We start from the raw sequence: 20,898 nt of genomic DNA on the forward strand, positions 1-20,898 counted from the left end.
CCGCCGCGGGCGGTAGGCTGCGCCGCGATGATGCAGGTGAGCGTGCTCGGGCCGGTGGAGGTTCGGGACGGGGCGGGGACCGTCGCCGGTGGCGGTGACCGGCAGCAGGCTGTGCTCGGGGTGCTGGTCGCGGCCGGTGGCCGGGTCGTCTCGGCGGATCGGCTGGCCGATCAGGTGTGGAACGGCGCGCCGCCGGCCAAGGCCGCGTCGGTGCTCCAGGTGTACGTGTCCCGCCTGCGCCGGCTGCTGGAACCGGACCGCCCGCCGCGCAGTCCGGCGACCGCGCTGGTCTCCGACGCGGGAGGCTACGCGCTGCGCCTGCCCGATGAGGCGGTCGACGCCTGGAGCTTCGAGCGGGAGGTCCGCCTCGCCGCCGAGCTGCCGCCGCTGCAGGCGGTCGAGCTCCTGCGCACCGCCCTGGGCCGGTGGCGCGGCCGCCCGTACGAGCAGTTCACCGACGAGGCCTGGGCGCGCACCGAGATCGCCCGCCTGCGGGAGGCCCGGTCCGTCGCCCACGAGCGGGAGACGACGGCGCTGCTGCGCCTGGGCCGCACCGCCGACGCCGTGCTCGCGGCGCGGGCGCTGGCCGACGCGGAGCCGCTGCGGGGTGAGGCTTGGCGGTTGCTGGCACTGGGACTGTGGGCGTCGCATCGCTCGGCCGACGCCCTGGACGTGCTGCGCGCCCACCACGCCCGCCTCGACGAGGAGCTGGGCCTTCACCCGGAACCGGCGCTCGCCGCGCTGGAGCGGGCGATCCTCGAGCAGCGCACCGAGGTGCTGGCCGAGGCGATCGGACCGGCCGCCACCGCGGTGCGCCCGGCCCAGTTGCCCCGGGCCGGCGCCGCGTTCGCCGGCCGGGCGGACGAGCTCGCCGAGCTGGAACGGATGCTCGACGAATCCGGTGAGGCGCCGCTCGCGGTGATCGCCGGCGTGGGCGGGGTGGGCAAGACGACGCTGGCGCTGCGCTGGGCGCACCGCCACGCCGACCGGTACGCCGACGGTCATCTCTACGCCGACCTGCGCGGATTCGGCCCGGAGGAGGCGCCGGCCAACCCGTCGGACGTGCTGTTCGCGTTCCTGGCCGCGCTCGGCCTGCCCGAGCACCGGGTGCCGCCGGGCCTGGACGAACGGGTCGCGCTCTTCCGCAGCGTGCTGGCCGGCCGGCGGATGTTGCTGCTGCTGGACAACGCCCGGGACGCGGCCCAGGTGCGGCCCCTGCTGCCCGGCGCGCGCGGCTGCGCGGTGGTGGTGACCGGCCGCAGCGGGCTGGCCGGACTGGTCGTGGCCGAGGGCGCCCAGCTGCTGCGACTGGACGCGTTCGGGGCGGACGACGCACGCGAATATCTGCGTACCCGGCTCGGGGCCGCGGTCGTCGACGCCGAGCCGGCGGCCGGCGACGCCGTCGTGGCCCGCTGCGGCGGCCTCCCCCTGGCGCTGGCCGTGGTGGGTGCGCGGGCGGCCCGGCACCCGCTGGCCGCGGTCGCCGAGGAGCTCGCGGGTGAGCAGGGCCTGGACGCGTTCGCGATGCCCGGCGACGAGAGCGACCCGCGGTCGGTGTTCAGCTGGTCGTACCGGCATCTGTCGGCGGACGAGGCGGAGCTGTTCCGGCGGCTCGCGCTGCACCCCGGGCCTTATGTCACGCTCGACGCCGCCACCGCGGTCGCGGGCGGCGACCGCCGGGACACCCACCGCCTGCTGCGGCAGCTGTCCGACGCGCACCTGATCATCGAGAGCCGGCCGGGGCGCTTCGTTTATCACGATCTGCTCCGCGCGTACGCCATGGAACTTCCCGGCGATCAGCGGGAGACGATCGACCGGCTCGCCTGGCACCACCTGTACGCCGCCGCGAATGCGGCCAAGATCCTGTATCCCTTCCGCCCGTCCCGGGTGGCGGAGCCGCCGCCCGAGATGTCGGCGCCGGTGTTCACCGAGCGTGAGCCGGCGCTGTCCTGGCTGGACATCGAGTACGACAACGTGATGGCGCTGACCTCGGCGCGCCCGGACCTGCTCGGCCGGTTCGTGTGGTCGCTCGGGCAGTTCCAGCAGGACGTGCGTTACCACCTCGACGAGACGATCGAGCTGACCACCCGGGCGCTGGCCGAGGCCGAGCGGGACGGCGATCAGTGGTGGATCGGCTACCTGCATTACATGGTCGGGCGGGCGTGGCTGCGGCTCGACCGGGGCGCCGAGGCCCAGCCACACCTGCGGCGGGCGATCGAGGTCGGCCGGACCACCGACGACCCGGGGCGACTGGCGCACGGGCTGCTCGCCTACGCCATGTCGATCACCCCGGTGAACACGGTGCCCACCGCCGAGCAGGCCGAAGCGGCTTTTCCGTACGCCACCGAGGCGCGCGCCGTCTACCGGCGGCTGCCGGCCAGCGTGGCGAACGTCGAGGAGGCCAACACGCTGGGCGTGATCGGCTGGCACCACTGGTATCGGCCCGGCGGCCACGAGGACGCGCTGGGACTGATGCGCGAGGCCGTCGAGGTGCACACCCGCTGGTCCAACCCGTACGGCGAGGCCAGCGCCCGGATGGAACTGGGCCGGATGCTGCTGCTCGCCGACGAGGTGGATCAGGCGATCGCCGAGTTCCGCCAGGCCCTGGAGATCTACGGCGAACGGCGGGCCCTCTGGATCGAGCCGCTGGTCGGCCTGTACCAGTGCCATCTGCGGGCCGGCGACTCCGCGGCCGCCGTTCGGGTCCGGGACGAGGCGCTGGGGTTGCTGGAGATCGCGCACTACCCCGACCTCGACCGGATCACCAGGATTCTCGGATCTTCTGCTGAACCGATTCCCGCGGCGTCCGTAGAGAGGGTGAACCCGCCGACCTAGGGAGCCGGAAATGGCCGCGAACGACAACCTCGATGTGGACACCAGCATCCTGGCGCGCGAATACTTCCACGGCTTCATGGGCCAGGTCGGCGAGATAGCGCAGCGGCTGAAGGCCGAGCTCGAGGCCCATCCCGCGTTCAAGGCGGGCCGGGCGGCGACCGGCGACGCCGACGCGACGGTGACGGCGCTGCCGGACTCCAAGGACGCGGTTCCGGTGATCCAACTGCTCGGGGACCTCCCGAAGAACGGCCAGCAGAGCATGAACGACGCCGGCCGGATCTTCGACGCGATGGAGTCGGAGCTCGCCGATGCGATGGGCGGCACCGACACCACCGTCGACGGCGGCCGGCACGGCTGACGCTCATGTCCATCGAGATCAGCGGCGACTTGGCGAAGTTCCTGCAGGTCCTCACGGGTGAGGAGTTCCCGCAGGCGGACGAGGACAACCTGTTCGCGCAGTCGCGCGCGCTGCACAAGGCGGCCGACGACGTCACCGAATCGGCCGACCAGTTCGTCGCCGGCGTCAACGCGTACCGCAACGGCGCCGACGGGCAGACCGGCGACACCTTCGTCGAGGACATGCGGCGGTACGTGATGGACGACCCCGGATATATCGGGATCACCGCCAAGTACGTCAACCGCCTCGGCCACAGCTACCGCAACACCGCCACCGAGCTGCAGTACGCGAAGCTGATGGTGATCGCGGCGCTGATCGAGCTGCTGCTGGAGTTCCTGGTCGCGATCGCGATGGCCTGGATCAACCCCGGAGCCGCCCTCGCCACGCTGCTCCGCGGCCGGCTCCTCATGCAGTTGCTGGAGCGCAGCCTGGTCGCCCGGCTCATCGCGCGGGTCGTCGCCGCGCAGCTCGTCGGGATCGGCCTGCAGACCGCGATGGACGTGCTCGTGCAGGCCTACCAGTTCAGCCAGGGCAGCCGGGATCAATGGAACAAGGAAGCCACGATCTCGGCGGTCGAGATCGGCTCGCTCGGCGGCGTGGTCGGTCTCGGCATCGGCGGCGGCCTGACCGGGGTCGGGAAGCTGCTAGGAAAGCTCGGGTCGCACATCCCGACCCCGAAGGTGCTCGACAACATCCACCTGAACGACGCGACCAAGAACTTCCTCACCCACACGGCACCCGCGGCGGCGCACGAGATCACCACCGAGGCCACGTCGGAGATCATGACCGAGGGCCTCTACAACGCGATGAAGGGCCAGGGCTTCAAGGTCAACGCGCTGTACGCCGGTCTCTCCGGCGGCATCTCGGGGGTCGCCGGCGTCGCTGGTTCGGGCATCGGCGCCCGGCTCAACAAGGAGTTCGGCCCGAACTGGAGCGAGCGGCTGGGTAACGGACCGGCCGAGGTGGCGCAGGACGAGGAACCGCTGCTCGGCTCCGGGGACGACGCGACGCCGGACACCGACTCGGTCGCGTCCGAGGAGTCCGACGACGGCGAGCCCGACAACCGCCGGCGCGGCGCGGAGGAGACCGGGTCGGGTTCGGCTCCGGCAGCGGGCGCGGTCGGTGCCGGGATCGCCGCCCTCAACGGCACGGGCAACATCTCCGCGGCGGGTACGCCCGGAAACGCCGCCAACAGCACGAACGCCGCCACCGGCACCAACGCTGCCACCAGCACGCGTGGTGCCACCAGCACGAATGTTGCCACCAGCACGAATGCCAGCAACACGACTGCCAGCAACACGAGTGCGGGGGGCAACCCGTCCAACGCGGGTGGCCAGGGTTCCGCCACGGACAGATCCGGCCGGCCCACCACGGCCGGCGCGACGTCCACCGGCAACACGGCGTCCGCCACGGCGCCGGCTTCCGGTTCGTCGTCGGTGTCGGCGGCGGCCGGTCCGGTGGAGTTGTCGGCGGCGGCCGGTCCGGTGGAGGTGTCGGCGGAGAGTTCCTACGATCTGAACGCGGCGGCCGGAACCGACACCACGGCTGCCGCCGCCGGACCGGCCACGGTCGACAGCCCAGCCATCGACAGCTCCACCAGCGACAACGGGACCACCGCGGTCGACAGCGCCGCTCCCGAGCGGGCCTTCGCCACGGCCGAGCAGCCGCAGTCGGCCGCCACGGCGTCCTGGGCCACACCGGCGGCCGCGCCCGTCGTATCGGTCGCGCAGGTCGCGCCGAAGGTGGCCCACGCGATGAGCGGGCTCCCCGCCACCCGGTCGGCGGACCCCCTGGTGGACTGCGCGATCCGGGTCGGCGACGTGCTCGGCCGGCTCGGCGCCCACACCACCCTTGACGACCGCGCCATGGTGCGGCCGGTCGACGTGGTGGAGCAGCGCCTCGACGGCCGTTTCGCCCCGGTGACCGAACAGTCCCTGCGGGAGTCGCTGGCGGAGGGCAACGTCGCCGCCCTGCTCCTGGAGCCGGCCGGCCTCGACAAGCACATGCTGCTGGTCACCAAGGTGAACGGCCAGTTGATGACGATCGAGACGCAGGCCGAGCCCGACCGCGCGGCCCGGCCGTTCCGGGAGACCGCCCCGATGAAGGCCGTGCTGTCCGGCAGCGAGCTGCGCCAGGTGGACCCGGCAGAGGCCGGCGTGGTCGGCAGGCCGGTGGAGACGCGGTCCGCCGGCCTGCTGAACGCCCTGCTCGACCCGCCGACCTCGATCAGCCCGCACGGCAAGAGGAAGACGGAAGCCGCCGCGGAGGAGCAGACGACCAGCGACATCGAGGATTGGGCGATCCTCGAACCCGGCCAGGTCGCCGGGCTGCCGTCGGAGCCGGCCCGCAGCGGCCCCGGGAGCAAACTCCGCAAGCCCAGGCCGGAGAACGCCGTGCTCAAGGCGAGCGCCGCCCGCTCCGCCCTCGCGGCCCTCGCCCTGCCGGGCCTCGACGCCGGCCGGCCGGCCGCGGCCACGGCCGGCGCGGTGACCGCCACGCCGGGTCCGGTCCAGCAGAACCTGCTGGTCACCTCGGTCCGCGCGGCGGCGGACGCGCAGCGACTGTCCGCACTGTTCGGGCGGCTGCGCGGGGAGGGGTTCATCGCGAACTCCGCCTCCGCCTACACCAAGGTCGCGTTCAGCCAGATGGCGCTCAACGCGGCCCGCCACCAACTGCAGACGCACATGCACGAGCTCGCCCGGCTGGCGCCGGAGTCGCCGGACCTGCCCCGGGTGCTCGACGAGACGGCGCTGGCGGTCGAGGCGGTCAAGGCGGCGGCCGAGCAGTCCGGCCAGCAGGTTCGCCAGACCCTCGAACACCGCACCGTGAAGGCGTACCAGCACAGCCGGCCGGACGCCGTACGCGATCTGGTCAGCAAATACGGCGGCCAGGTGGCCGGGCTGGTCGAGCTGTTCGAGATCAGCAACGTCCCGGTGGCCGGCGCCGTCCAGTTCACCTTCACCGCGGCCCAGGCGGCGTTCCTGGAAGGCCGGGCCCACATCCGGGTGGCCGCGCTGGAGAAGGATTTCTCGCCCCTGCAGGCGGTCGCGGAGCTGGACAAGAAACCGCTGATGATGGCGAATTACGTGGTCGAGCGGCAGAAGGCGCTGGTCCACCTGGCGCTGGACGCGGCCTCGATCGGCGGCGGAATGGTCCCCGCGTGGGGCGTGGTCAAGACGGCCCTCACCAAGATCACCGACAAGTACCTCGACGAACGGGTGAAGATCACCGAGGACTGGCTCGCCGGGCACGAACGGCCGGGCGACGCGGCCGGGCGGTTGCGGGAGGCCGGGCGCCGCGTCTGGGACGACCTGCGCGAGACACTCAAGGACAAGCTGACCAGCTCGGAATTCCGCACCCTGCTCTCCGACGCGGCGAAGGAAGGCAACGTCGAGCCGCTCAAGGCCGCCGAGTTCGCCACCGACACCGTGCTCGACGCGACACTCGGCGCGATCTTCCGGCTGGCCGACATCGAGGGCGCCGCGGTGGTGGACGGCGCCGACATGCGCGGCTGGATCCGCCGGGTGACCGGCCACGGGACTCCCGCGGCGCACGAGACCGAGGCCGAGACACCGACGACACCCGTACACGCCAGGCCGCCGGAGGGATTCCGCAAGGTCTCCGCCAACGGTTTTCCGATCGTCACGGTCGATCCGGCCAAGCGGAACGGCGGTCGCGACTGGGTGGGCGCCGACTTCCACGGTGTCCTCGTGTGGGGCTGGCTGGGCAGCAACGACCACTTCACGCCGATCGAGCCGGGAGATCATCTCGTCGAGGGGGCGCGCTGGCTCGACCGCACCGTCGGCCGCGAGGAATTCCACGCGATGGCCGAGGACACCACCGTCAGCGGGCGCTGGTACCAGCCGTTCGCCGACTCCTTCACGTTCCTGTTCGTCGCCGACGACGGCCGCGCGTTCTGGGCGCCCGGCCACGCGGCCACCGGCGGCCTGGTCAGCGACGAACACGACGTGCAGCACGAGCTGATCGCCCACCCCACCTGGCTGCGCACCTCGTTCAACTGGACCGCGCCGGCCCGGCTCGAGGCCGACTTCAGCACCCTGGACACCGCCAAACCGCAGATCGACGCGCTGGAACTCCAGCTCTTCGGCGCCGAGTTCGCCCGCCGGCTGCTGGACACGCCCGGCAACGGGCCGATCAGGCTGCACATCAAGGGCGTCAGCCGCAACGCGCTGCGCCCCGAGAACGCGGGCAAGCGCGCCCAGGCCCTTCGCGACCTGCTGGTCGAACGGGTCGTGCACGAGTACGGCAAGGCCCGCCTGATCCGCGGCAAGGAGCCGGTCGAGCTCGACCCCGACCGGATCGTGGTGATCGAGGAAGGCGACGCGGCCGTGGCGCCGCCGTCCCGCCGCACCGGCCGGACCACCCGCGCGGCCCGGGCCTTCGCCTGGATCGACGGAGCCGCCGTCGAGCCGGTCCAGGCCCCGGCGACCGAGCCGCCGGTCTCGTTGTCCGTGCCGAACCGCCTGATCGGGGCGATGGGCGATCTCGCGGCCATCGACCCGAACAACACCGACCCGCTGACCGACTGCGCGGTCCGGGTCGACCGGGTTCTGGCCCGGCTCGGTGGCACGGCGGCCACGCTCGAGGACGGCGCCACCCGCCCGGTGGACCGGGTGCGCCGGCGCATGGGCGGCACGTTCCAGCCGGCGACCGTGGCCGACCTGAGGACCGCGCTGCTGCCGGGCCACGCGACACCGGTGCTGCTCGAGCCGATCAACGGCGTACGCCACATGGTTCTGGTCGTGAATACCGACGAGGGCCTGGTGGTGGTCGAGACCCAGGCGACCGGCCGGGACCGGTACGAGATGCTGACCGACGAGGGCCTCGGGTCGATCCGGCTGGTCGTCGACGAGGACAACCGGCTGCGGCAGGTCCGGACCGCCGAGAGCAAGCGCGGGATGGTCTCCGGCGGCGAGATCGCGAAGGGTGGCGAGACCGCCCGGGCGCTGATCGACCCACCGCGCTCGACCGGGCCGCAAGGCCGGCGGAAGACGAACGCCGCCCCGCCGGAGCAGACGACCAGCGACCTCGAGGACTGGGCGATGGTCGAGCCCGATCAGGTCGCCAACCCGCCGGCCGGCCTCGCCCGCAACGGCAACGGCGGCAAGCTGCGCAAGGCCATGCCCGAGCGCGCCGAGAACGGTGTGCTCAAGGCGAGCACCGCCCGCGCCGCCCTGGCCGCGCTCGCCATGCCGGGCCTGGAGGTCGGGCGGCCGGCCGGCGCCCCGGCCCGGATCCTCGAGCCGGGTTCGGTCCAGCAGTTGATGCTGGTCACGGCGGTCCGGGCGGCGGCGGACGCGCAGCGGCTGTCCGCACTGTTCGGGCGGCTGCGCGCGGAAGGGTTCATCGCGAACTCGGTGCCCGCCTTCACCACGGTGGTGTTCAGCCGGATGGCCCTCGACGCCGCCCGGCGCGTGCTGCAGGGGCAGATGAGCGAGCTCGCCGGCCTCGCGCCGGACTCGCCGGACCTGGACCGGGTGCTCGACGAGACCCGGCAGGCGATCGGGGCGGTCAAGAATGCCGCGGAGACCGCCGGCCATCGGGTCCGCATGACGCTCGAGCACCGCGCGGTCAAGGCCTATCAGCACAGCCGGCCGGACGCCGTGCGCGAGCTCGTCGACAAATACGGTGGCAAGGTGACCGCGCTGGTCGAGCTGCTCGAGATCAGCAACGCCCCGGTGGCCGGCGCCGTCCAGTTCACCTTCACCGCGGCCCAGGCGGCATTCCTGGAGGGCAAGGCCCGCTGGGAGGTCCGCGGGATCGAGCAGGAGCACTCGGCCATGCAGGCGGTCGCGGCACTCGACTCCAAGCCGCTCATGATGGCCGAGTACGTGGTCGCCCGGCAGAAGCTGCTGGTGCACCTGGCACTCGACGCGGCCTCGATCGGCGGCAGCATGCTCCCGGTGTGGGGCGTGGTGAAGACCGCGCTCACCAAGCTCACCGACAAGTACCTCGACGAGCGCGTGAAGATCACCGAGGACTGGCTGGCCGGTCGGGAGCGACCGGCCGACGTGCGCGGGCGGTTGCAGGAGGCGGGCCGCCGCGTCTGGGACGACCTGCGCGAGACGCTCAAGGACAAGCTGACCGGTTCGGATCTCCGCGACCTGCTCACCGAGGTGGCGAAGGAGGGGAAGGTCGAGCCGGCCAAGGCGGCCGAGTTCGCCACCGACACCGTGCTCGACGCGGTGCTCGGCGCGATCTTCCGGCTGGCCGACATCGACGGCGCCGCGGTGGTGGACGGCGCCGACATGCGCGGCTGGATCCGCCGGGTGACCGGCCACGAGACTCCCGCGGCGCACGAGACCGAGGCCGAGACGCCGACGACACCCGTACACACCAGGCCGCCGGAGGGATTCCGCAAGGTCTCGGCCAACGGTTTTCCGATCACCGCGATCGACCCGGCCAAGCAGTCCGGCGACCGCCATTGGGTGGGCGCCGACTTCCACGGCGTGCTCGTCTGGGGCTGGCTCAGCGGCGATCAGTTCACCCCGGTCCAGCCGGGCGACCACCTCGTCGAGGGGGCACGCTGGCTCGACCGCACCGTCGGCCGCGAGGAATTCCACGCGATGGCCGAGGACACCACCATCGGCGGGCGCTGGTACCAGCCGTTCGCCGACTCCTTCACGTTCCTGTTCGTCAGCGACGACGGCCGCGCGTTCTGGGCGCCCGGCCACGCCGCGACCGGCGGCCTGGTCAGCGACGAACACGACGTGCAGCACGAGCTGATCGCCCACCCCACCTGGCTGCGTACGTCGTTCAACTGGAGCGCGCCGGCCCGGCTCGAGGCCGACTTCGGCATCCTGAACAGCGACACCCCGCGGATCGACGCGCTGGAACTGCAGCTGTTCGGCACCGCGTTCGCCCAGCACCTGGCGGACAACCCGGACACCACGGCGAAGGTGCGCATCAAGGGCGTCAGCCGCAACGCGCTGCACCCCGAGAACGCCGGCCTGCGCGCCGAGGCGCTGCGCGACATCCTGGTCGAGCGGATCCGCCACGAGCACGGCAAGGCGCAGTTGATACGCGACCAGGACCACGGCGAGTTCGACCCGGACAAGCATGTGGTGATCGAACAGGACGCGGCCGCGGCGCCCGCGTCCCGGCGCACCGGCCGGCTCACCCGCGAGGCCCGGGCCTTCGCCTGGATCGACGGCGTCGCCGCCCCGGCGGTCCCGGTGACCACCCCGGCGGTCGACTCACACGTGCCGAACCGCCTGATCGGCGCGATGGGCAACCTCCCGAAGATCGACCCGAAGGTCACCGACCCGCTGACCGACTGCGCCGACCGGGTCGACCAGGTGGTCTCCGAGCTCGGCGGCACGTCGCGGACGCTCGAGGAAGGCACCCCGGCGCAGGAGCGGCTGCAGCAGCGGATGGGCGGCCGGTTCGCGGCGGCGACCGTGGCCGAACTGGAGGCGACGCTGCGCCGGGATCACGCGACGCCGGTGCTGCTGGCGCCGATCAACGGCGTACGCCATCTGGTTCTGGTGGTGAAGACCGCGGCCGGCCTGGTGGTGGCCGAGACGCAGGCGGCCGGCCGGGACCGGTACGACTTCCTGGCCACCGACGAGTCCGGGTTCCTGGACACCGAGAACTTCGCGTCGATCCAGGTGATCGTCGACGGCGACAACCACCTGCGGCAGGTGCGGGCCGGCGACGGCCGGCGCGGATTCCTCTCCGGCGGCGAGATCAAGCCGGCCGGCGACACCGCCCGGGGCATGATCGACCCGCCGCGCTCCACCGAGGCCCAGGGGTGGCTGCTGCAGAAGAAAGCGCCGTCGACGAGCGGGCCGGACCACGCGGTTCACACGTACCAGGTGTCCGCGCTGGCCACGGCCGCGCTCGTGGCCGGAATCCCGACCGCGGCCCTCGGGCTGCGCCCGAACGGCCCGGCCGCCGCGATCGCCCTGGACAGCCACGCCGAGCCGGACGACGGCGAGATGATGGCCGCGATCATCCGCAAGGTGACCGAGGGGCAACATCAGTCGACGTCGCTGAACCAGATCCTGGAGACCGAGTTCATCAGGAACTCGGCGGTGGCGACCTACCGGATCTGGTCGGCACGGCACGACGTGGATCTGGCGGTCCTCCAGCTGGAGAACGCGCTGCGCGACTACCGCCGGGGCGGCCGCACCGACGTCCTGACCGCCGAGGTGATCGACATGGCGTCGCGGCTCGCCGCGCGGCTCGAGCAGACCGGGCGCAGCGTGCGGGCGGTGCTCGAGAACAAGAGCGTCGAGGGCCACGTCTCGCTGCAGAAGAGCGGCGTCGTGGACGGGATCACCGCGGTCAGCCAGGGCGTCAACACCGGTCTCGGCTTTCTCAGCCTCGGCGCCGGCCCGATCCCGGCGGCGGCCTCGTTCGGCGTCTCGGTCGCCCGGGAGGTCGCGATCAGCAGCTTCGCCGCCTTCCGCGAGCACCACTTCCGCAGCGAGCACTCGGTGCTGGCGGCCGTGGAGACCCTCGACGCCAAGCCGTACGTGCTGGCCGAGCACGCGATCGAGCAGCAGCGGCGGGCGTTCACCCTGTTGCTGGAGGCGGCCTCGATCGGCGCCAGCATGTTGCCGGGCTGGGAGTTCGCCAAGATCGCCCTGGAGAGCACCGCGGAGGCCTACCTGGACGCCCGGCTCCGGACCAAGCTCATCAAGCGGATCGAGGCGCAGCCGGGGGACACCGCGGCGATCCGTGCGGCCCGGATCGAGGCCGCCAAGAAGCAACTCTGGAAGGACTTCGGCGCGCAGGTCAAGGAGAAGGTGTCGAGCCTGGAGTTTTACCAGAAGCTGTCCGAGGGCGACCCGATGGAGGCCGGCCAGATCGCCGAGGAGGTCGGCCTGAAGTCGGTGCTCGGTGCGATCTTCGAGCTGCTCGGCGTCGACCCGATGGAGAAGGTGACCGGCGCCGACATGCACCGGTGGATCCGCGCGGTCACCGGGCACAACCCGGAGATGCCCCCGTCGCCGATCACGCCGGCGACACCGGTGCACGCGCCTGCTCCCGACCGGTTCGACAAGGTCGACGCGGCGGGGCGGCCGATCGTCACCGCCGAAGCGGGGAACGGCGTGGTTGCCGTGAACTTCCACGGCGTACTCATCAGTGGGTCGTTTGATCCGGTGACGAAGGCGTTCACCCCGTCGGATCCGCTCGACCACGACCACGCGATGACGAAGTGGCGCAAGCGGATCCTGCACCGCGACGGCTACACGATGGTCGGGGCCAAGGGCGCCGAGATGGTACGGGGCCGCTGGTACCGGCCGTGGCCGGCGAAGCAGACCTACCTGTTCGTCGGCGACGACGGCAAGGCCGCCTGGGCGCCCGCGTTCGCGCCGACCGGCGGCACCAACAGCGACGAGTACAACATCGCCACCGAGCTCGGCCGGCACTCGGACTGGGTGCATCAGGGCTTCGACTGGACCGCCCCGGACACCCTCGACGTGGACTTCAACCGCTCCGCCACGACCGGCCCGCAGGTCGGCCCGCTGGAGTTCCAGCAGTTCGTGGCCGAGGCGGCCCGGCGGATCGTGGACGCGCCGAACGGGGTGCCGACCGTCCGGGTGCAGGTCTCCGGCCGCAGCACGCTCGGCCTCGACAGCGAACGGGCGGGCCGGCGCGCCGAGGCGGTGCGGGAAAAGGTGGTCGAGCGACTGCGCGCCGAGGTGGCCGATGCGGCGCTGGTCCGCGGCGTCCCCGCGCCCACGGTCGACCCGGCCGACTACGTCTCGATCGTCGCCGACACCACTCAGAACACCGTCGGCGACCTGACCGCCCGGGCCCGGGCCACCGTGCGGTTCGCCGAGGTGGCCGCCCCGGCGCCGGAGACCGTGGTCCCGCAGGCGGTGCACGACGCGCTGGCCGAGACCGACCGGTTCCCGGGCCCGCGCCGGATGTCCGACGACCCCCTGGTGGACTGTGCGGTCCGGGTCGGCCACGCGCTCGGCAAGCTCGGCGCGGTCCGTCGCGGCGCCGTCGACGACGGCGCCGGGTCGCGGCCGATCGACACGATCGCCGAGCGGTTCCGCGGCGAGTTCACCCGGGCCGATCTGCGGTCGTTGCGCACGTCGCTGCGGCCCGGCCACGCGACCGCGGTGGTACTCGACGCGCCCCGCCAGGCGCGGCACGCGGTGCTGGTGGTCCGGGTCGGCGACGCGCTCGTGCTGGTGGAGACCCAGTCCGGGCCGGGCCGGCCGCGCTTCGAATACCTGGCCGACGACGACCCGCGGTTCGCGTTCATGCAGGCGCCGGCGGATGCCGAGGGCCGGCTGCTGCAGGCCGCCGACCGCAGGGTGGTGACGAGCGCGGAGCCGATGCCGGCCGCCGGCGCGAGCGATACGGTCCTGGCCCAGCTCGACCCGCCGGCCACGGTCAGCCCGCACGGGCCGACCCCGGGCAACGAGCCGGTCCGCGCCGACTCCTGGGAGCAGGTCGACGCTCCCCCGGCCGAGGACCTGGACCCGCGCCTCATCGAGAACGGCAGGACGCACCCCAACGTCCTGCACAAACAGGGCCCCCGCGCGATCAAGATGCTGATGGGCAACTCGATCCGGGCGGCGTTGGCGCCGCTCGACGCGCCCGTGCCCGACCTGCACTCGAGCCTGACCCCGTTGGCCGAGGCGGTGCTGGCCTCGCCCTTGGACAAGGGGTTCGACCACGCCACGATGGTCAGCGAGGCGCTGAAGGTCGCCGGCAACGCCCGGCGGCTGGGCGCCGTTCTCGACCAGTTGCGCGGGGAGGACTTCGTGTCCTCGGCGCCGGTCGCGTGGACCCAGATCTTCGCGGCGGGCCTGCGGATCGACCGGGCCGTGGCCGCCATCGACCAGGATCTGATCGCGTTCGCCCGGCTCGCGCCCGATTCGGAGAACGGGCTGGCCATCGCGTCCGAGCTGATGAGCAGCATCGAGTGGGTGTCCCGGACGGCCGCCCGGACCGGCGAGGCGGCGAGCCGGGCGCTGAAGACCCGGGTCGCCGAGGCCGTCCTGCACGCCCAGCCGGACGGCGTCCGCACGCTCATCGAAGAGCACGGCGGCAAGCTGGCCGAGATCACCGCCCTGTTCGAGATCGCCGGCGGGCCGGTGGCCGGCGCCGTCTCGTTCGGCTTCTCCGCGTTGCAGGCCGGGCTGCTCGAAGCCCTGGCGGCGGCCCGCCTGCACAGCTTCACCGAGAATCACTCGGCCCTCGAGGCCGTCGCGAGACTCAAGCCGGCCGACATGGCGGAGTACGTCACCGCCCGCGAAAAGTTGGCCGTCAAGATGGCGCTCGACGCGGTGTCGATCGGCGGGGGGATGCTGCCCGGCTGGGGCATCGTGAAGACCGCCATCGGCAAGGTGGCCGACAAGTACCTCGACGAGAAGCTCCAGCACACGAAGGACCTGCTCGAGGGCAAACACCGCGACACCGACCTACGCGGCGCCATGGCCCGGGTGTGGGCGGACACCAAGGAGACCCTCAAGGAGAAGGTGACCAGCGCGGAGCTGAAGTCGGCGCTGGCCGAGATCGCCAAGGAGGGCCCCGACCCGCTCAAGCTCGGCGAGCTGGCCACCGACACCGTCCTCGACGCCGTGCTCGGCGGGGTCTTCCAGTGGCTGGAGGTCTCCGCGCTGAGCGTGCTCACCAGCGACGACGTGCACGACTGGCTGAACCGGATCGGCGGGCTACCGGCCACCGAGACCATCGAGGCGGCGCCGGAGACGCCCACCCACCCCCGGCCGGCCGGGGGCTTCCCGCTGACCGACCGGAACGGTTTCTCGATCGTGACCGTGAACGAGTCCCGCTCGGGCGGCGGCCGGCATCGGGTCGGCATCGACTTCCACGGCTCGCTGGTCTGGGGCGACCTGACGGACGGCACGTTCACGCCGGACGAGCCCGGCGACCACCACGTCGAGAAGTTCCGGTGGCACGGCCGCACCCTCGGCCGGGATCAGTTCCGCGAGATGGTGGACAAGGACGCGGTGACCGGGCGGCTCTACCAGCCGTGGCCGAACCGGCTCGACTATCTCTTCGTCACCGACGACGGCCGGTCGCTGTGGGCGCCCGGCAGCTCGCAGACCGGCGGCTCGCGCGGTGTGCAGCACGACATCCACCACGAGGTGACGGCCCACCCGAACTGGCTCGGCAAGAGCTTCGCCTGGACCGCGCCGGACCGGCTGGACGTCGACTTCGACACGACCGACGCGACCACGCCGAAGGTGGACCCGCTGCAGATGCAGCAGTTCGCCTTCGAGGCCGCCCGCCGGATCGTCGACGAGGACCCCGTCACCGTCTACATCGAGGGCCACAGCAGCAACGCGTTCCGCCCCGAGAACGCGCGGCAGCGGGCGGAGGCCGTGCGCGACCAGCTCGCCGCGCGGATCGACCACGAGGTCGGCAAGGCTCAATTCCTGCGCGGCCTCGACCGGACCGTCGACAATCACGCCTCGATCATCGAAATCGTCGAGGACGGACAGACCACCGAGACCCCCAAGCCGCTTGCCGTACGCCGTGGAATGCTCACCCGGGAACCGCGGGCGGTCGCCTGGATGAGCGCGCCCGCCTCCACCCGTACCCCCGAAATCGCGCCGGCCGTGACCGAACCCGAACCGGAAGCCGTCATCGAGCTGGTCTCGCCGCGCGTGCGCGAGGCGATGGACCAGCTCGCGCCGGTCCGCGCCGAGGAACAGGACGCGCTGACCGACTGCGTGATCCGGGTCAACGAGCTGCTCGGCCACCTCGGCGGGACGGCCGTCACGCTCGACGACGGCGCGGCCGTCAAGGGCACCGGCCGGATCGCGCAGCGGCTCGGCGGCACCTTCCAGGACGCCACCGTGGCGGGCGTGCGCGCGGCGCTGGCCGAGGGCAACCTGGCGGTGCTGCTGATCGAGACCGCGGGCGAGGCCAGGCACGTGCTGCCGGTGCTGATGACCGCCAAGGGCCTGGTGCGGTTGGAGACGCAGGCCGTGCCGGAGCACCGGTACGAGTTCCTCGGCGACGACGACCTTCCGATGATCAAGGTGGTGCTCGACCAGGACCGCAGGCTGCTGCAGGTCCGCGCGGACGGCGGCCGGGGCGTGGTCGCCGGAGCGGTGGTGCCCGAGGCGGCCGCCCGCACCGCGCGGGCCCTGGTCGACGCGGCAGCGACGACCGAGGCGCAGGGCGGCGGCAGCAACCGGCTGCGCAAACTGAACCGTCCGCCGCTGCAGCCGCCGGGCGACACGGTTCGCCGGCCGCAGGGGTTCGCGCTGATGGCGGCGCTCAAGACGGCCGGCGTCGCGGTGCCCGGGCTGGTGCCGGCCGCGTCCGGCGCGACCGCCGAGATCGCCCTCGGCCCCGACCACGCCGACACTCCGCTGATGGTCGGCGTGATCCGCAAGGTCGGCGACGGCCGGCGGCAGTCCGCGATCCTCGCCCAGCTGTCCGACGCCGAGTTCGTCCGCACCTCGGCCGTCGCGACCTACGAGATCTGGTCGGCGCGGCGGGACGTGGACACCGCGGTCAAACAGCTGGAGGGCGTGCTCGAGCAGTACGTGGCCGCGGACCATGCGGAGACGATGACCCCGCAGGTGATCAACCAGACCAGCCGGCTCGCCAAGGAGATCGACGACGCCGGGCACGACGTCAAGGCCATGCTCGAGCACAAGAGCGTGGTCGCGCACATCGAGCAGCAGCCGAGCCGGGCCCGCAACACGATCAAGACGGTCAGTGAGCGCCTCAACAGCGTCCTCGGCCTGCTCAGCCTCGGCGCCGGCCCGATTCCGGCGGCCGCCTCGTTCGGCGTCTCGGTGGCCCGGGAGACCGCCCTGGCCGCGCTGGCCACCTTCCGCGAGCACGACTTCCGCAGCGAGCGGTCGGTGCTGTCCGCGATGGAGACGCTCGACCGGAACCCGTACGCGCTCGCCGAACACGTGATCGCCCAGCAGAAGCGCGGTTTCAAGCTGCTGCTCGACGCCGCCTCGATCGGCGGCAGCATGACGCCGGCCTGGGACTTCGTGAAGATCGCGCTGTCCGCGACGTCGGAGGTCTACCTGGACGAAAGGCTGCGCACGAAGCTCGCCGCCGAGCTCGCGGCCGATCCCAGCGTGTCCACGGTGGCCCGGGTCAAGGCGCGCATCTGGAAGGACTTCGAGACCCAGATCCGGGAGAAGATGGCCTCCGGTGACCTGGTCAAGCTGATGGCCGACGCCGCCGCCGGCAAGGGCTTCGACCCGCTCACCGCCGGTCAGATGATCGAGGAGATCGGCGTGCGGTCGCTGCTCGGCGGCTTCTTCGAGCTGATGGGCGTCGACCCGGTGGAACCGGTGACCGGCGCCGACATGCACCGGTGGATCCGCACGGTCACCGGGCACAGCGCCGAGGTGCCGCCGTCGCCGGTCAGCCCGATCGCCCCGGAGCATCCCCCGCTGCCGGCGAACTTCGACCGGGTCGACGGCGCGGGCCGGCCGATCGTGACCGTCAAGCCGGGGACCAGCACGGTGGGCGTGGACTTCCACGGCGTACTCGTCGAAGGCGCCTTTGATCGGTCTTCCAAGAATTTCACCCCGGCTCGGCCGGCCGAGCACGGCCTCGCGCTGACCAAGTGGCGCAAGCGGATCCTGCAGCGCGACGGCTACACCGAGCAGGGCGGCGGCGTGGTCAAGGGGCGCTGGTACCAGCCGTTCCCGGGGCAGAAGACCTTCCTGTTCGTGGGCGAGGACGGCGCCGCGACCTGGGCGCCCGCGTTCGCCACGACCGGCGGGGTGAACAACGGCGAGTACAACGTCCGGGCCGAGCTCGAGGCGCATCCGAAATGGGTGCACCCGGACTTCACCTGGACCGCGACCGACACCCTGGCCGATCCGGCCGACCCGCTGGCGTTCCAGCTCTTCGCGGCCGAGGTGGCCCGCCGGATCGTGGACGCGCCGCACGGCCTGCCGGTCACGAAGGTCCAGGTCGGCGGGCGGGACGCGGCCGCGGTGCGGGAACGGCTGGTCGAGCGGGTGGGCGCCGAGGTCCGCAAGGCGGCCTGGGCCCGCGGCCGCTCCGACCTCACGGTGGACGCCGCCACGCTCATCGAGGCCGGCCACGGCGCCGAGACCCGCATCGTCGAGGGGGTGACCCCAGCGCCCGGCACGGTGGTCTCCGCGGAGCTGCAGGCGGCCGTGGCCACCCTGGACCGGATGCCGGCCATCAGTTCCGACCCGCTGGTCGACTGCGTGATCCGGGTCAACCGGGTGCTCGGCGAGCTGGGCGGCGTGGGCCGGACCACCGACGACAGTGCCGGGTCGCGGCCGATCGACACGATCGCCGACCGGCTCGGCGGCGACTTCACCCGGGCCGGCCTGGCCGGCCTGCGCGCGGCGCTGCAGCCCGGCAACGCCACCGTGGTCGTGCTCGACCCGCCGGACCGGCCGCGGCACGCGGTGATCGTCGCGCGGTCCGGGAACGCGCTGGTGCTGATCGAGACCCAGGGCGGGCCGCGCTACTCCTACCTGTCCTCCGATGATCCGCGCTTCGCGATCATGCGGGCGGCCACCGACGGTGACGGGCACCTGCGGCAGTTCCGCACCGACGGCACCCGGCGGGTGGTCTCCAGCCCGGCACCGCTGTCCGGCACGTCGGCCGCGAGCGACCGGGTGCTGGCCCTCACCGACCCACCGACCTCCACCGACCCCTGGGGTGGCGGCGGCAACAAGATCCACAAAGAGCCGACCGGCCCGGTCCGCGGGGCACTCGACACTCTGCTGCGCAACACGCTGGCGACGGTGACCCCGGGCGCGACGGCACCCATGCAGGTTCTGCGCCCCTCGAATCGGTCCGCCGCCCTGGCGCTCGCCAGCGAGCCTGGACCCGACGACCACCTGCTGATCGGCCTGTTCCGGTCGATCGCCCAGGGCCGGCGCGTCCGGAAAGTCCTCGACCACCTGATCCACCAGGAGTTCGTCTGGCAGGAACCGGTCGTGGCCATGACCGTCAACAACAGCCGGCGCGCGATCGGCATCGCGCTGCTCGCCGTCGATCGGGCCGCCGGCGACCTGCAGCGCGACCCCGCGGCGTCGCCGGCCCCGTTGATCGAGGCAGTGGAGGCCCTCTCCCGGACCGTCAAGGACGCCGGGAAGTCGGCCCGGGTGGCCATCGAGAACACCGCGGTGCGCGCGCACATCCACACCCAGCCGGACGCCGTCCGCGACTTCGTCAAGGACCACGCCGACAAGATCAATACGGTGGTCGGCGCGTTCGACGTGGGCGGTTCCTTCGTGCCCGGCCTGATCTCGCTCGGCGTCAGCGTGGGCCGGGAGACCGTGGTCGAATCCCTGGCCATGTGGCATCGGCACGTGTTCCGGGCCGGCAACTCCGCTCTGGTCGCGGTCGACACCCTCGACGAGAAGCCGCTCGCCCTCGCCCAGTACGTCGCCAACAAGCAGCGGATCGGCCTCGGCCTGCTGCTCGACGCGGCCTCGGTCGGCGCCGGCCTGCTGCCGGGCTGGGAGATCGCCAAGCTGGTGATCACCAAGGTCTCCGAAGGCGTGCTCGCGGAGCGGCTGCGCCAGGCCGAGCAGCAGGTGGCGGTCGTCGACGCGGACACCTCGACCGACCAGCAGACCCGGCTGCAGCACGCCCTCCAGACGGTCTGGGGCGACACGCACAAGGCCCTGCAGGACAAACTGACCAGCGGCGAGTTCGCCGAGATGGCGAAGACGATCGCCGAGGAAGGCCAGCTCGACGGCCTCAAGACCGCCAAGCTGGTCACCGACGGCGTGCTCTCCTCGCTGCTCGGCGGGTTCCTCGAACTCATGCCGATCGACCCGGCCGAGGTGGTGACCGGCGACGACATGCGTGGCTGGATCCGCGGCGCCGCCGGGCACGCGGGGCCGGCGGTCGAGCCGCCGAGCCCGGTCACGCCGGTGCATCCGGCCCTGCCGCAGGGCTTCGCCGCGGCCGACCGCAACGGCCACCGGATCATCACCAAGGAGGGCGACCTCGTGGGCATCGACTTCCACGGCGTCCTGGTGTGGGGCGATCTCTCGAACACTCAGGACTTCCGGCCCGCCCGGCCCGGCGACCACGCCTACGAGCAGAAGGCGTGGTCCCGGCGGGCGCTGGCCGAGGACGGCTACCTGGAGAACGGCGCCAAGGTCACCGGACGGTGGTACCAGCCCTGGGCAGACGTGTTCACCTACCTCTTCGTCGACGACGACGGCACGGCCACCTGGGCGGCCGGCACGGCAACGACCGGAAAACTGCACAGCGCCACCCACGACGTGCACCACGAGGTGCCCGGGTGGGTCCGGCCGTTCTCCTGGGACCCGCCCGCGTCCCTCGACGTCACCGTCGACGGCGGCACACCCCGGCTCGACCCGCTGCGGTTCCAGCAGCTCGCCTTCGACACCGCCCAGAAGATCGTCCGCGGCGAGCCGGTCACCGTGAACGTGGAGGCCGGCACCGGCGCCACCGCCACCCGCGACCAGATCGTCGAACGCCTCGAGCGTGAGGTGCGCCGGGCACTCTTCGACCTGGGTTCGGACCGCGAGATCGACGTAGCTGAGCACGTCGTGATCGTGACCGGAGACGACACCCTCTGGCAGCGCCTGACCGGCTCCGGCCTGAGCGTCTGGACCAGCACGCCCCCGCCGGCGGCCACCCGCGAGGGGAACGGGAGCTGGGCCCTCGGCGGCGGCCCGGCCCGGTGACGCCGGCTTTAC

General features: G+C 72.6%; 3 protein-coding genes. All 3 read left to right on the forward strand.

What is annotated here, in order from left to right; genetic code table 11:
* Positions 1 to 27: 27 nt before the first annotated feature.
* From AB0E90_RS22365 to AB0E90_RS22375, 3 genes are read left to right on the forward strand one after another with little or no spacing between them, the layout of a single operon-like run.
* A complete protein-coding gene (locus AB0E90_RS22365) occupies positions 28 to 2,835 on the forward strand; it encodes a BTAD domain-containing putative transcriptional regulator (RefSeq protein WP_360408628.1) in 2,808 nt (935 codons plus the stop codon).
* Between the two features lie 10 nt (positions 2,836 to 2,845).
* Positions 2,846 to 3,193: a hypothetical protein gene (locus tag AB0E90_RS22370; RefSeq protein ID WP_360408631.1), complete on the forward strand. Its 348-nt coding sequence runs from the start codon at positions 2,846 to 2,848 to the stop codon at positions 3,191 to 3,193.
* Between the two features lie 5 nt (positions 3,194 to 3,198).
* On the forward strand, positions 3,199 to 20,886 hold the full coding sequence (locus tag AB0E90_RS22375; RefSeq protein ID WP_360408634.1) for a hypothetical protein: 17,688 nt from the start codon (positions 3,199 to 3,201) through the stop codon (positions 20,884 to 20,886).
* Positions 20,887 to 20,898 lie beyond the last annotated feature (12 nt).

It is taken from the genome of Actinoplanes sp. NPDC026619 (assembly GCF_040638295.1).
Lineage (GTDB): Bacteria > Actinomycetota > Actinomycetes > Mycobacteriales > Micromonosporaceae > Actinoplanes.